Origin of the sequence: Ktedonospora formicarum (genome assembly GCF_016587355.1) — a bacterium.
Lineage (GTDB): Bacteria > Chloroflexota > Ktedonobacteria > Ktedonobacterales > Ktedonobacteraceae > Ktedonobacter > Ktedonobacter formicarum.
In genome coordinates, this window is the sequence record NZ_BNJF01000010.1 from 142,020 (window position 1) to 154,451 (window position 12,432).

General features: G+C 48.8%; 12 protein-coding genes. 6 read left to right on the forward strand and 6 right to left on the reverse strand.

The annotated features are described in order from the left end of the window. Positions 1-33: 33 nt before the first annotated feature. From K3T82_RS45010 to K3T82_RS45020, 3 genes are all read left to right on the forward strand, one after another. A complete protein-coding gene (locus tag K3T82_RS45010) occupies positions 34-993 on the forward strand; it encodes an LLM class flavin-dependent oxidoreductase (RefSeq protein WP_220199984.1) in 960 nt (319 codons plus the stop codon). Positions 994-1,262: 269 nt separating this feature from the next. After that, positions 1,263-1,913, forward strand: a complete 651-nt coding sequence (locus K3T82_RS45015) for a hypothetical protein (protein ID WP_220199985.1) — start codon at positions 1,263-1,265, stop codon at positions 1,911-1,913. Between the two features lie 315 nt (positions 1,914-2,228). Further along, complete coding sequence (locus tag K3T82_RS45020; RefSeq protein WP_220199986.1) at positions 2,229-3,830, forward strand: UxaA family hydrolase; 1,602 nt, start codon at positions 2,229-2,231, stop codon at positions 3,828-3,830. 75 nt (positions 3,831-3,905) lie between these two features. Here K3T82_RS45020 and K3T82_RS45025 read toward each other — a convergent pair whose 3' ends face one another. After that, complete coding sequence (locus tag K3T82_RS45025; RefSeq protein ID WP_220199987.1) at positions 3,906-4,862, reverse strand: AraC family transcriptional regulator; 957 nt, start codon at positions 4,860-4,862, stop codon at positions 3,906-3,908. Positions 4,863-5,094: 232 nt separating this feature from the next. Between K3T82_RS45025 and K3T82_RS45030 the strand changes: the two genes are divergently transcribed. Beyond that, entirely contained in the window at positions 5,095-5,907 is an 813-nt protein-coding gene (locus K3T82_RS45030; RefSeq protein ID WP_220199988.1) for a phytanoyl-CoA dioxygenase family protein, read from the forward strand. A gap of 91 nt (positions 5,908-5,998) precedes the next feature. Here K3T82_RS45030 and K3T82_RS45035 read toward each other — a convergent pair whose 3' ends face one another. Together K3T82_RS45035 and K3T82_RS45040 are read right to left on the reverse strand one after the other, a co-directional pair. Then, positions 5,999-6,478: a hypothetical protein gene (locus K3T82_RS45035; RefSeq protein ID WP_220199989.1), complete on the reverse strand. Its 480-nt coding sequence runs from the start codon at positions 6,476-6,478 to the stop codon at positions 5,999-6,001. A 273-nt stretch (positions 6,479-6,751) separates the two neighbouring features. Next, a complete protein-coding gene (locus tag K3T82_RS45040) occupies positions 6,752-8,335 on the reverse strand; it encodes a TMEM175 family protein (RefSeq protein ID WP_220199990.1) in 1,584 nt (527 codons plus the stop codon). A 470-nt stretch (positions 8,336-8,805) separates the two neighbouring features. Here K3T82_RS45040 and K3T82_RS45045 point away from each other — a divergent pair, with 470 nt between their 5' ends. Continuing rightward, positions 8,806-9,354 (forward strand): RNA 2'-phosphotransferase, encoded by a 549-nt coding sequence (locus K3T82_RS45045; RefSeq protein ID WP_220199991.1) that lies wholly within the window; start codon positions 8,806-8,808, stop codon positions 9,352-9,354. 42 nt (positions 9,355-9,396) lie between these two features. Here the strand turns inward: K3T82_RS45045 and K3T82_RS45050 are convergent, their stop codons facing one another. Both K3T82_RS45050 and sigJ read right to left on the reverse strand, forming a co-directional pair. Next, on the reverse strand, positions 9,397-10,158 hold the full coding sequence (locus K3T82_RS45050) for a histidine kinase (protein WP_220199992.1): 762 nt from the start codon (positions 10,156-10,158) through the stop codon (positions 9,397-9,399). Between the two features lie 159 nt (positions 10,159-10,317). Continuing rightward, on the reverse strand, positions 10,318-11,211 hold the full coding sequence (gene sigJ / locus K3T82_RS45055; protein ID WP_220199993.1) for an RNA polymerase sigma factor SigJ: 894 nt from the start codon (positions 11,209-11,211) through the stop codon (positions 10,318-10,320). A gap of 186 nt (positions 11,212-11,397) precedes the next feature. On the opposite strand from sigJ, the gene K3T82_RS45060 reads away from it, so the two are divergent. Then, positions 11,398-11,685: a hypothetical protein gene (locus tag K3T82_RS45060; protein ID WP_220199994.1), complete on the forward strand. Its 288-nt coding sequence runs from the start codon at positions 11,398-11,400 to the stop codon at positions 11,683-11,685. A 93-nt stretch (positions 11,686-11,778) separates the two neighbouring features. On the opposite strand, the gene K3T82_RS45065 is transcribed toward K3T82_RS45060, so the two are convergent. Beyond that, on the reverse strand, positions 11,779-12,369 hold the full coding sequence (locus K3T82_RS45065; RefSeq protein ID WP_220199995.1) for a TetR/AcrR family transcriptional regulator: 591 nt from the start codon (positions 12,367-12,369) through the stop codon (positions 11,779-11,781). Positions 12,370-12,432 lie beyond the last annotated feature (63 nt).

The following is a 12,432-nucleotide window of genomic DNA, read 5'->3' on the forward strand; positions in this document are numbered from 1 at the left end:
TTCTCAAACTGAAGTACAGAAAGGTAGAGATGAATGGAACAGAAAGAGGAAGTCCGTTCTTTCCAGGAACGTGTTGGTATCTCAGTTGTGCCTACAGATCCGACAACGCTTGTTACGTCACTTATCGAGATTGAGGATGCAGGCGTTGACCATATCTGGGTGGGGGGCCCACCCTGGAATCCAGATCTGCTCACGATACTGGCTGCAGCGGCGATGCGCACCAAAAGCCTCAAACTAGGAACTGCTATCGTGCAGGTTTTTTTACATCACCCTGTGCAACTGGCTCAGCAGGCTTTGAGCCTTCATGCCCTGGCCCCAGGCAGGCTGAGGTTGGGTATCGGCACTTCATCGCCAGAATTCGCAAAACATGTGTATGGTATAGAAATGGAGTCGCCTCTCTCCTACTTGCGCGAGTATGTCCAAATACTACGCCCTTTACTTCACCAAGGCGAAATCCATCATCAGGGACGTTACTTTGCGACTGAGGTGTCGTTGCAGGCTTCATCGCAGCTTCCCGTGTTCATAGCTGCGCTGGGACCGAGAGCGTTCCGACTCTCAGGCGAAGTGGCGGATGGCGCTCTTCCCGTTATGTGTCCGATTCCGTATCTGTTGAATACGGCGCTTCCTGCGATGAGGACAGGGGCAAGTGCAGCTGGGCGAGCGTGTCCGCCAATTGTGGCTCATGTGCCCGTAGCTTTCACAGAGGATCGAGCAACCGCACTACGCATAGGACGACAAGCAATGAGCATTTACCAAACACGCTCCGCCTATCGCAATATGTTCGTTGCGGCGGGTTTCTCACAACAAGAGATCGACTCTGTTTCCGATAGCTTTATCGAAAGTTTGTTAGTCTTTGGCGACGAAAGTAAGATACGAGATCGTCTATTGGAACTGCTCTCGATGGGCATTGATGAGTTGACAATAGGTCTTATCCCTATCTCCGACGCAGTTTCGGAAGGAAATCGCCTGGCGCGGCTCATTGGTCGATTGTGATTATAGTCGCCTTGAAGAGGGTTGGATACCGCTTTCTCAGTGATTTGTCTTAAGTCTTTTGAGATTGTAATCGCCTCCTGCCTGCTCACATATGCGTGAATCTGCCTAATTTCCAGATAGGCAGATTCACGCATAATAATATGGCTCTCCATATGAACGGTGCCTTCCTGGAAGCAGAAATTTGACCAGAGCTGTTATCACATGTTAATTTATGATGCATGTAGAAGATTGTATATACGCCTTTGTATGAAAGACATAGATAATCGCCTATGAATATTTCATCAACGGATACTGAAGTGACGAATATGCCATCCGCCCTCTCATCGAGCAGGGGTGAGCGCATTGCACATTACATCTCCGATATCTTTAATCCACTCTTTGTTGCAGCGCCTACATTCCTGGTGGCTGCGCTGATGAGTGCTCCTGATTTGCTCCATGCGTTCCTGTGGTGGGGGATTGTCATCGTGGGAGTCTCGATTCTCCCTTATCTCTTCATCGCACGTGGCGTTCGGCAAGGGAAATATACGGATAAGCATGTTTCGCGCCGTGAGCAGCGGTTGGTACCAGTCTTATTCGCGCTCGTTTGTATGACGGTTTCATTCTTCATCCTTGTTCTATTGCAGGCTTCGCGCCCCCTGCTAGGCACAACCGTTGCTATGCTGATTTCGCTCATACTTGCGCTCGTGATTACCAGTGTGGCGAAATGGAAGATTAGCCTGCACATGATTGGGATTTCGGGGGCATGTACAATGCTCGTGGTATTTTTTGGTCCACTGTTCCTCCTGCTTACACCTCTTGCCCCTCTGATTGGATGGGCACGCTGGAAGGTGGGCGCCCATAATGTGCTTCAGGCATGCGCTGGAACGCTTCTTGCTGTTATGGTGACCCTTGTTACTTTCTGGGGCTTTGGGCTACTGTAGCTCCTGTGTTTTCTCTTCAGCAATATGAGTATTTGTATTTCGCTCTTCCCAGAACAAATTCTTATCGTGTGAGACTTGAATGCTCTGAAATGAGGCTAAAGGTCTCTTGTATTGCGCGTTTTGGCCCTCAGAAAAATGAAACACTGCTTGACCCGGTTCCTATTGAGCGGTGGTTTTTTCCAATACTCAATTTTTCATAGGATCGCCCAAATTTATGGCACCGCCATTCTTGATACTATCACATTGTTGGGAGCAACAATGTGATAGTATCAAGAATGAGTAGTTATAGCCGCGTTAAGACTATAAGGAGGGAGTATGGATAGGACCCAGCAGCGTTTTCAGATACAAAGAGGCGCATTGCCGAGTGGTAAGCCTGTTGATCTTCAGGAGGTCGCTGTTCTTTTGCAGGCAGGGGATGATGTCGCTATTGCCCGTCTTCCATTAGCAAAAGGCCTTCATGTGCGCCTGCCAAATGGTCGCTTGCTTATAGTTGGGCAGCGCGTACTGGCAGGCCATAAGCTGGCTCTCCGGGAGATTGCGCAGGGGCAACCTGTACTTCGTTATGGCTCGATTATCGGTTTTGCGACCCAGACAATTGAGGCAGGTTCACATGTGCATACCCACAACCTTGCGGTAGGTACACTCCATCAGCAGTATGTCTATGGGAGTGAATTGCACCTGGTTCAACCTGTTTCAATTCAGGAGCAGCGTACCTTTCAGGGGTATAGACGGCCCGATGGCAGGGCCGGGACACGTAATTACCTGGCACTAATTGGCACTGTAAATTGTGCTGCCAGTGCGATACGCGCTATCCAGAAGCGCTTTGGGGCGGAAATTTTGCGCCGCTATCCCCAGATTGATGGCATTATTGGATTGACTCATAAAAACGGTTGCGCGATGGGGAGCCAGGGGATCGCTACCTTACAGCGCGTACTGGCTGGAATGGCGGCTCATCCCAATGTTGGTGCCTATTTGCTGGTGGGTTTGGGCTGCGAAAGTAACCAGATTCCCAATCTGATTAGTGAGATGCGGCTTGATGTTGGTGAACGCTGGAAGGAGCCACTCTCACTCAACCTTCAGGAGCACCAGGGAATTGCACAGACTGTGGAAGAGGGAGTGCGTCTTATTGGTGAATTGCTCCCACGAGTGAATGATGTGCGACGCGAAGCTATTCCCATTTCCGAACTCACCCTGGCGCTTCAGTGCGGTGGGAGCGATGGCTGGAGTGGGGTCACTGCCAATCCTGCCCTGGGCTATTGTGTCGATGAATTGATCAGACAAGGTGGAACTGCTGTTCTGAGCGAGACGCCCGAGATATATGGAGCCGAACATGTGCTACTCCGACGGGCGCGCAGTCAGGAGGTGGGTGAAAAACTGCTTGAGCGTTTGCGCTGGTGGGAACAATATGCCGCAATCAATGGGATGGAAATGGACAATAACCCCTCTCCTGGCAACAAGCTTGGAGGCTTGACGACTATTTATGAGAAATCGCTAGGGGCAATCGCTAAGGGCGGTTCCATGCCTTTGAATGCCGTCTATCAGTATGCTGAGCAGATTACGGAACGTGGATTGGTCGTCATGGATACGCCAGGATACGATCCCGTCTCAGCCACTGGACAGGTCGCGGGTGGTGCTAATATTATGGCCTTTACTACTGGACGTGGTTCGTGCTTTGGTTTTAAGCCGGCTCCATCCATCAAGATCGCGACGAATACTCCCATGTATGAGAGTATGAACAATGATATGGATCTCAACGCTGGTGTCATGTTAGATGGTGAGGGGATGAGCGCAGAGGAGGCTGGTAGGCAGATCCTGGAAGAAGTGATTGCCGTGGCAAGTGGCAAAAAGAGTAAAAGCGAGGCCCAGGACATCGGTGAAGAAGAGTTCGCTCCCTGGATTCTGGGCGCCATTATGTAAGTGGCGTTCAACCCTTCAATTGTGCTTGAGGAGGTCCTGGATTCATATAATAGTGCCTGCAATGGCAGGATATCTTCATGATCCGAAATTGGTCCGGTAGGCAGTTGGTGTTAGATGGAAAACGGCTTGAAAGGTACGGGTCAGACGGGGACCATCGTTAAAGCCAACCCGGTGCGCGATTTCGGTAACACTCAGTGACGTTGTACGCAGCAGCGTTTGGGCACATTCTAGCCGTAAGCGGCGTATATACGTCGCTGGAGGGACGCCTACCTCGCGTGTAAAGATCTCGCTAAAGCGGCTAGGCGAGAGAAATAGCAGAGAAGCTAATTGGGGTACGGTCAACGGCTCATGGAAGCGCTCTTCGCACATGCGCAAGATGTGAACAATGTCAGGACTATAGGGTGCTTTCCCGTTCAGCTCAGAGAGGGGCGGTTTTTTATCCACCGCCCCTTGTCTGCGTGTTATAGAGACCAGCAGGCGAAATAGCTGGCAGCGCGTCAACTGGACGGCAGCGAGATCCTGCTCAGCATACTCCATGCAGATCTCCGCGAGCATCGTGTTCACAGCATGATGATGTTCTGGTGAAAGGTGCAAGCGATGTGCATAGCAAGATTCCTTCCCCATAGAAGTATCCTCTGTACCGATCAGTAGATGCCAGAAGATGGGCAGGGCGCGTAGCGCGGCGAGTTCTTCGGTGGAGAAGAGATGGCGTTGGAAGTAGAAGGCATCAAGCTCAAGCATGTGGTAGCGCTGATATGCATGGACAACCCCAGGTGGAAGAATGTATACATCTCCTCGCACAATGGTATAGGGGTGATGATCTATCAGATGTATGCCCTGCCCATTCTGAACGATATAGAAGGCATAGAAATCCAGATGGTGGTGTGGCCCGGTATCTATGCCGTGATTGTAGCGTTCGTGTCGTAGTAGCAGAGGGAGAGATTGATGGCCCCGCATCTTTGTGAAGTAACAGGGAGTAGCCTCCTGGGAAACTGCCAACTCGGTCCATAAAAACGTATCTGGATATTGCACCCTCAGTTCCTGCCTTTCTCGGAGAAAATGCCATGAAGTCCGCTGAAATTGACAAGCCAATCACCTCTTCTTGCTTGTATGCTTAACACTATAAATTGCACCTTGTCAAGCGATGATTTGCTCTAGAGGCTCATATGTGATTTTGAGCGTAGAGTCACCGTTGCTGTAAAGCGAGGTGATACGCGCGATGATGTTGCATGAAGACGTGTGATTGCAATGGAGGAGACAGGCAATGAGTGGTCAGGCATCTGAGATTTATGATGAGTATACGTCGTTTGTAGAATCTGACGCAAACGCCGCCGCCGAAATGCTACAGAAACAAATGAGTGAGCAAGGATACCTCTTTTTCCGGGGGCTTGTGCCTGCGGACGAGGTACGCTCCGTGCGTCGCTCTATGTTGGAAGTGTTGAGCGCGGCAGGATGGGTGAATCCTGCTTACGATCTTATGGAAGGGCGAGCTATGCCCGGACAAGAGCCCCTGACTGAAGGGCAGCCAGAATACGCTGCTGCCTATCGCGAGGTGCTCAGGCTTCCAAATTTCTATAATTTCCCCTGTCATACTGCCTTGATGGCAATAGCGCAAAAATTATTGGAAGGGGATGTCTTTGTTCACCCGCGCCGTATCGGGCGCATTACCTTTCCTGGATCTGCGGCCTTTGCGACACCACCGCACCAGGACTACTACTACATTCGTGGCTCAGTAGAAACCTATTCATGTTGGACGCCTCTAGGTGATTGCCCACGTGAATTGGGTGGGCTGGCAGTCTGGCCTGGAACCCATAATTTAGGCTTTGTTGAGCATAGTGCAAGGCATGTTGGGGCTGTTGGGGGTCATGGTATCCCTGTAGATGAATCGCAGGCGCAGTGGCACACTGTTGACTATGGGATCGGAGATGCACTGTTCTTCCGTTCATATACCATCCACAAAGCCCTTCCTAATCTGACGAAAGACCGTTTGCGCCTCTCAACCGATAATCGCTACCAAATCAGCAACGACGAGATTGATCCTGCTGCGCTGAAGCCGCACGGCATTGGCGGCAAGTAGCCATATACATGATCAGGCGATGAGGTGGTGACACATCATTTTTGTTCGTATTGATTTCTAAGGAATCCGCGTTGGCGAAATTGTGGAGGCGTTAGGATGATTTCATACGCGGCGGTGTGGTTATAGGGCTTTTTCTTTTCCAGAACGAATGGAGGAGTTCTAGCACAAACCACAATCCCCGTGCGCAGATGCCTCCCAGCGCATCGCCCTTAAAGGCATTGAAGTCGGTGAAGGTAGGAAGTTCACCGCGGAAAAATGCCTGGATAGTTTCCTGTACCAGCGCTGCCAGGATTAAGCCTGCGACATACCAGTGCAGATGACGGCGCAATTGCGGGATGAGGCTAAGAGTAAGTGTGCCGATGATGAAAAAGAAGATAGTATGCCCAACAAAGTGGTCGTGGGCATTATGAAAGACCTCATGGAATGGGACGCCAAATGCAGGCCACACTTCGCTTAGCCAGTCAAAAGGGAACCAGAGGACACCCAGAAGTATGAGCACGGGCCAGCCGAAGCGCAGACCCAGCAAGATAATACGGAGAAACGTATGTTGGGGATTTGCATCTTTTGACATAATATAGCTTCTTCCTTCCTTATTGTTATAGAAGAGAGGTTTGTTGAGTATAGCATGGATGGATATCGCGTTACTCGTTTCTGAGTGTTTGCTTTTGCGCACTCAAGACCTCCATGAGAGTAAGTCAAAAGCTCCAATGACTGGGAACCATTAATGGCGTCTTGTTTGGTTGTTAGAGAACAAAAAGTACGCGCTTTCCCTTCTCCAGGAAAGAGCGTACTTTTTGTTCTAAGAAGAAGCAGACCTTCAATGGAGTGCACGATAGACCAGAGATTAGACCGTAGCGACCTCGGCTGGCACCTTTGGATCGGGATCTTGCTCGAAGAGATCTTCTATTTTTTTTGTGGACCAATGAGAGATGGTCCACGTACTGCCTAGCAGAGCGAGGTAGATCACAATATAGGCGGTTGTGGGAATGGGTAGAAAGATGCTCGCGAGAGCCAGGCCCACAAAGATGAGTGGGTTGATCAGAAGGATGCGTGCAAAGCGTTTACGTCTCTTGGATGGAATGTTTCGCTTGAGAAGACGGTATTCATGTGATCGCGCCGTCTTATAGCTAGCGTACTGCCATATGGCCCAGAGTACTCCAGCAGTGATTACCTGCCAGCAACTGAAGAGAAGCGCATACACGTGAGAAGACATGTGGCTGGTATAGAGGCGCGCAGGAATAAACATCAGGATAATCAGAAGCAAGAAGACAAAATTGAGTCCCAGTAGTACCGAGTCGTACCGTTTGATCAGCCTGAACAGGTGATAATGAAGTAACCAGTACACCCCCATAAGGACAAAACTAAATACATAGGTGCCAAGGAGGCTCCAGCTCTCAGTCAGGACGGTTGCGACCGCGTTGTGGTCTTCAAAATTGAAAGAGGGATCGATCTGGGCCGCAACGATGGTGATCGCGATACCAACAATGGCGTCGCTAAAAAGCTGGATGCGGGTCATATCTTCGTTGCCGATGCTTAGATCCAAATTCTCCTGCAAGCGACGACGATAGAAGGAGAAAAAGAGCCAGCGTATTACTGTGTAGCCGACCACAATGCCAACTCCGATCTCCCAGTAATTCAACGCGAGCATGATATAGGCTGGGATATAGAAGAGCAAACTGATCGGAATGGCTGATAATCGCCAGTTGGTGTAGACAAGAAATGCCTTTTCTGGCTGAGTATCCTCAAAGAGCGTATTGGATTGTTTGCTTTGGGCATATCGCCACATCAATGGAAGCATGATACTTGCACCCAGTAGCGACCCCAGAAATAACAAGAAACTATAGATATTGCTACTACTCAGGGCTACCTCAGGATGTAGGGCGATGTCAATAAGGCCGACATCCATGATATTCAAACTGACTGGAATCAAGACTACCAGGGCTAGGTAGAGAGAGTTCAGGGTGATGAGCCAGCCATCGTTGCGTTTAATGTGATGGAAGATGCTATGGTGCTCTCGCCAGAGATTATACACAAAAATAAAACTTAAGAGGTACGAGAAGAGGCGAATGCCAAAGACAACGGTATTTAGCTCTTCCAGGTTTTTGGGGATCTTGATGGAAACAGCTGCAATGGTCAGAGCGAAGGCGATTACTCCATCGCTAAAGATCATTAACCGCTCATTTTCTTCTTCTCGTTCCTCCTGTTCCTTTTCGGCAAGTCGCTCTGCCTTATGCATCGCGGCATGAGCTTCTCCGGCTGTCTCTGTATGTGTTTCATGGTTGTGTTGTGTGTTCATCCGATGCTGCTTCCAGCGAGTCAGGAGTGTTGGTTTCTCTGTCGAAGCCAACGCTTCAGGCAATGGTGCGGCGCAGTTGGAGCAAAACTTGCCTCCCGAATGCAGTTTTGCTTTACAGTTGGGACATTGCATGTATGAGTTCCTTCTCTCTTATTTGAAGATAATGGTAAAGTCCACTTGATCCAGGGATGAGAAATCATCGCAAAGACAACAAGAATAGACGTCATTTGGAATGGCTAAATTCTCTGGTTAAGGTTCGATAGAACAATGGAGTCAGGACATTACCAAATATTGAAGAATGCAGATACCATTATACTCGCTCAAGCCGTCTGTGAGCGGTTTTATAGGCGATATTTACCTTGCTTATGATTTTGATTTCTTATAGTTCTACAACAGTGTTCAGAAGGCATGAGCAGGCATATGTAGACGCAGAGCTTCAGCCTGCGTAGGATGTAGATCAATTAAGTGGTACACCCCATTCTACAGCGGAGTATTCTTAGAAAAGTTACAATGGCAAAGTTGAAGGGTGCATAGTGTTTTTTTCGCGGCAAGAGTGTATACTGGAGCTCTATTGTCAATTGAAAAATATATGGATGTGATGGATGGAAAAACATCTCAAGCGTCTAAGTAAAACGCTCGCGTATGTTCTGCGTCATGATCCCCAGAGTCATGGCTTGATCCTTGATGCTGAGGGTTGGGTCTCTATGGAAGAGCTATTAGCTGCTTTGCACCAACAGCATCGCTCCTGGGAGCAGGTCACAGAGACAGACATTTTCTCTCTCATGGCGCAATCGGAGAAGCAGCGTTTTGAAGTCAAAGATGGCAAGATCCGTGCCTATTATGGTCATTCTCTTCCGAGAAAGATTGAGATGCAAGCCGCTATTCCGCCGAAAGTGTTGTATCATGGTACCACCCCTGAGGCGACACAACTCATTAGGGATCAAGGCTTACGCCCAATGCAGCGCCAGTATGTCCATCTCTCTGCTGATAGGGAGACGGCTCTGATGGTGGCTCGCCGTCGTACATCTCGTCCGGTCATACTTCATGTGAATGCGCTTGAGGCCTCAGAACAAGGAATTGCCTTCTATCTGGGGAACGATATGGTCTGGCTTGCTGAACCAATTCCCCCGCCCTATATTCAATTTGGCTAGGGGTGTTATGGGGTCATTATATAAAATGAACCTTTCTCTTTTCTAATCCACCAGAGGCAAAGCAAGTGAAAAGCCTCCTTCTTGCTCACTCCAGATCTGTCCTCCGTGTTCGTGTAAAATCTCATGGCATAGTGCAAGGCACGCTTCTACCTCGCCATGCTCAAATATTCGTATTTCTGCTCCGAATTCTCCTATTTTTTCGGTCGTGTGTCTCGGCAGATCGTTTTTGAAGCGAATCGTTATTTGCGCTTCCTGACCCATGAGGTTTGAAAAGGGTGCTAGATGGATCTCAGCAGGCTTCGTAACAGTCTGTCCTGTGAATATATAGTTGAGGAGGATATGTTCAAAAAGCGCCTGCAACCAGAAAGAATCGCACATGATAAAAAGCGGCTGCGTAGGTATGCTCACTTGTACGATACCATCAGGATAGAGTGGAATACGTTGTTCAATGACCTGTCTGAATATGGCCACGAGATCTGCTCGAACCTTGTTTTGACAGAGTCGCTCATCTGTTGCCTCAGGAGCGAGCTCACGTAGTTGAGCCAGCAGATCATTCAAGCGCTTTTCGCGATCTTGCATTGTCTGCAAATAGCCTAAACAGCAATCATTTCGATCTTGCCAGGCTTCTTGTGTTGGGGGAAATGTTTCTTGAGCACGCGCTGAGATTGTACGTTGCAGCAGGTGCCGATATCCAGAAAGCACGGCCAGACCATTGCCCACTTCATGGTGGATTAGTTTGAGCAGTGCATAATTGATCGGAGCATCTTTGACACTCTTAACTACGTCGATATTGCTTTGAGTCATGTGCACTTCCCCCTTTTCTCCAGGCGCTATTGCAAACTCTCATAACTATACTAGGATGATAATGCTATTGTACTATCGCTTTTAAACACCTTTGACATGTATTCGAAGAGTTTTAACGCCTGTTTTTGACACCTTGTTTTTTCTTACTGAGAAAATTTTTTATATAAGCTCTCCCAGTTCGGCCCCCTGACTCAACTGCTTGCTAAGATATGCCAGCTTATCTGGATTGACGACAACAAATATTTCTTCGACGGTTTGTGCATTTAACCCCAGTATCCAGACCCCCAGAAGGACATCATGCTCAAAAATAAGGAGCGCTGGCATGTGATTGATTACACCTGTGCGCACGCTCATTGTAGGAGTCAAATATTTTTGGAATATGGTGATATACATTTTTGCGATACGAGCATTGCCAGTGAGAGGATAGCGAGCGGCTTGCACTTTCCCGCCTCCATCAGCCCAGGAGACGGCGTCTTTCGCAAGTATGCTCGTGAGTGTCTCAAGATTGCCAGAACGAATAGCATTGACGAATTGATGGACAAGCAACTGGTTCGCTTGCTCACTATCAGTGGTAAAGCGCCGTTTCTTCTCGGAGAGATGCTCTTTCGCTCTATGGAAAAGTTGACGACAGGTGCTCGCCTTTTTCTCTACTATATCCGCAATGTCAGCAAAAGGGAAATCCAGTATTTCATGTAGTACAAAAACAGCTCGTTCAGGGGGCGAGAGTTTCTCCAACAGATTGAGAAAAGCCAGAGAGAGAGTTTCATCAGCCTCAACTCTGTCAGCAATATCCTGGGTAGCGCTCATCATAGGCTCTGGGAGCCAGATGCCATAGTATTGTTCGCGCTCATGCTGCGCTGATTGTAGGTAATTCAGGCTCAAACGAACAATGATAGTTGTGAGATAGGCTTTCAGCGATTGAATATGCTCTGGTTTTGCCTGAAGATAACGAATATATGTGTCCTGTACCAGATCCTCCGCGATGCTCGCACTGGCAACCATACGATAGGCGATTGAGAAGAGGTAGGAACGAAGAGCCTCAAATTGATCCATGTTGAAGTACACCTATAAAGGATTCCCAAGTTAAATTCACAAAGCAATCGGCGATGCTGGGGATATTGTAAAAGCAATCGTGAAAAAGCGCAAATGTCGCGCCAGATTGTCACATTCTGGGAAGCCTCTCTGTCTCCAGTACAGAAATACAAAAATATAAGTATCAACTCGAAGAGAGGGAGATCTATGAATATTTTCGTCACTGGGGCTACAAAGGCCTTTGGCCTGCCAACTGTCAAACTCCGCCAGCAGTTTTTTGATCCGCTGGCCCACGAAGTAGGGAAAAAAACTTTGTTTGCCATGCCAGATCTGCTGATGCGTCTGATGATGGGGGCAAAATATCCTGAATTGATTAAGAGCTATCGTGTTTCCAATGAGCGTTTCAAAGCAGTGAGCTCCTGGAGACCGGAGTACTCCGATCTTCGTCAGAGTCTCTCGGGCATTCATCAAGCTTTGCAGCACAAGCAGGCGTAGAGAAGATGAGTGATGTGAATATATGTAAATGTATCTGATTTCACTGGTTGTAACATCGATTGTCCAGGTCGTATATGACAAGGCAATGGGGACTCATCTTTGGGGTTTATGTGTGGAGACCGAGATATCATAGATGAGCTGTTGCAACCAGTGGGCAAACTGTTCGGGTGTAGAAGGTCGCTCCTGCCCCAGCCACCAGGCGAGCGCGCTACATCCAGCCGAGGAGACTGCCGTGAATTTCAGATCGATTGGCGGGGTATCAGGATCAGAAGTGGCTTCGGGGAATGCCCTATGGAAACACACAAGAAAACGCTGTTGTGCCTGCTGGCGAAAGCGCTGGCTCAAAAAGGCATCAGCTTGCTCCCACAGTACTACCCGGTAAAAGCCTGGAAATTGTTGAATTTGCTTGAGTAGCTTGACGAGCCCTTCATGGCGCTCCGTCTCTATGATCCCACCATCTTCTTCCAAGACCTCATAGATCTCATTGAGATGTTGTTCGAGCAGATCATATTTATCAAGGTAGTGGCGGTAGAACGTTGAGCGGTTCACCATTGCGCGTGTGGTAATATCGCGCACAGTGAGGGCCGCGAATCCCTTCTCCACAGCGCCCTCGATTAACGCTTGCTGAAGCAGTTTGCGTGTACGGCGAACCCTCAGATCTTCCACACCATCAAGCTTTTGCATCACTCTCTTCTCCCATGTTGCATAGGCAACATGTTCCGTTCCATTGCTGATTGACGCTCATTG

Bases quoted from the DNA above. Each gene is read 5' to 3' on its own strand.
- K3T82_RS45010 (WP_220199984.1), top strand. From the start codon at position 34: ATGGAACAGAAAGAGGAAGTCCGTTCTTTCCAGGAACGTGTTGGTATC.
- K3T82_RS45015 (WP_220199985.1), top strand. From the start codon at position 1,263: ATGAATATTTCATCAACGGATACTGAAGTGACGAATATGCCATCCGCC.
- K3T82_RS45020 (WP_220199986.1), top strand. From the start codon at position 2,229: ATGGATAGGACCCAGCAGCGTTTTCAGATACAAAGAGGCGCATTGCCG.
- K3T82_RS45030 (WP_220199988.1), top strand. From the start codon at position 5,095: ATGAGTGGTCAGGCATCTGAGATTTATGATGAGTATACGTCGTTTGTA.
- K3T82_RS45035 (WP_220199989.1), bottom strand. From the start codon at position 6,478: ATGTCAAAAGATGCAAATCCCCAACATACGTTTCTCCGTATTATCTTG.
- K3T82_RS45040 (WP_220199990.1), bottom strand. From the start codon at position 8,335: ATGCAATGTCCCAACTGTAAAGCAAAACTGCATTCGGGAGGCAAGTTT.
- K3T82_RS45045 (WP_220199991.1), top strand. From the start codon at position 8,806: ATGGAAAAACATCTCAAGCGTCTAAGTAAAACGCTCGCGTATGTTCTG.
- K3T82_RS45050 (WP_220199992.1), bottom strand. From the start codon at position 10,158: ATGACTCAAAGCAATATCGACGTAGTTAAGAGTGTCAAAGATGCTCCG.
- sigJ (WP_220199993.1), bottom strand. From the start codon at position 11,211: ATGGATCAATTTGAGGCTCTTCGTTCCTACCTCTTCTCAATCGCCTAT.
- K3T82_RS45060 (WP_220199994.1), top strand. From the start codon at position 11,398: ATGAATATTTTCGTCACTGGGGCTACAAAGGCCTTTGGCCTGCCAACT.
- K3T82_RS45065 (WP_220199995.1), bottom strand. From the start codon at position 12,369: ATGCAAAAGCTTGATGGTGTGGAAGATCTGAGGGTTCGCCGTACACGC.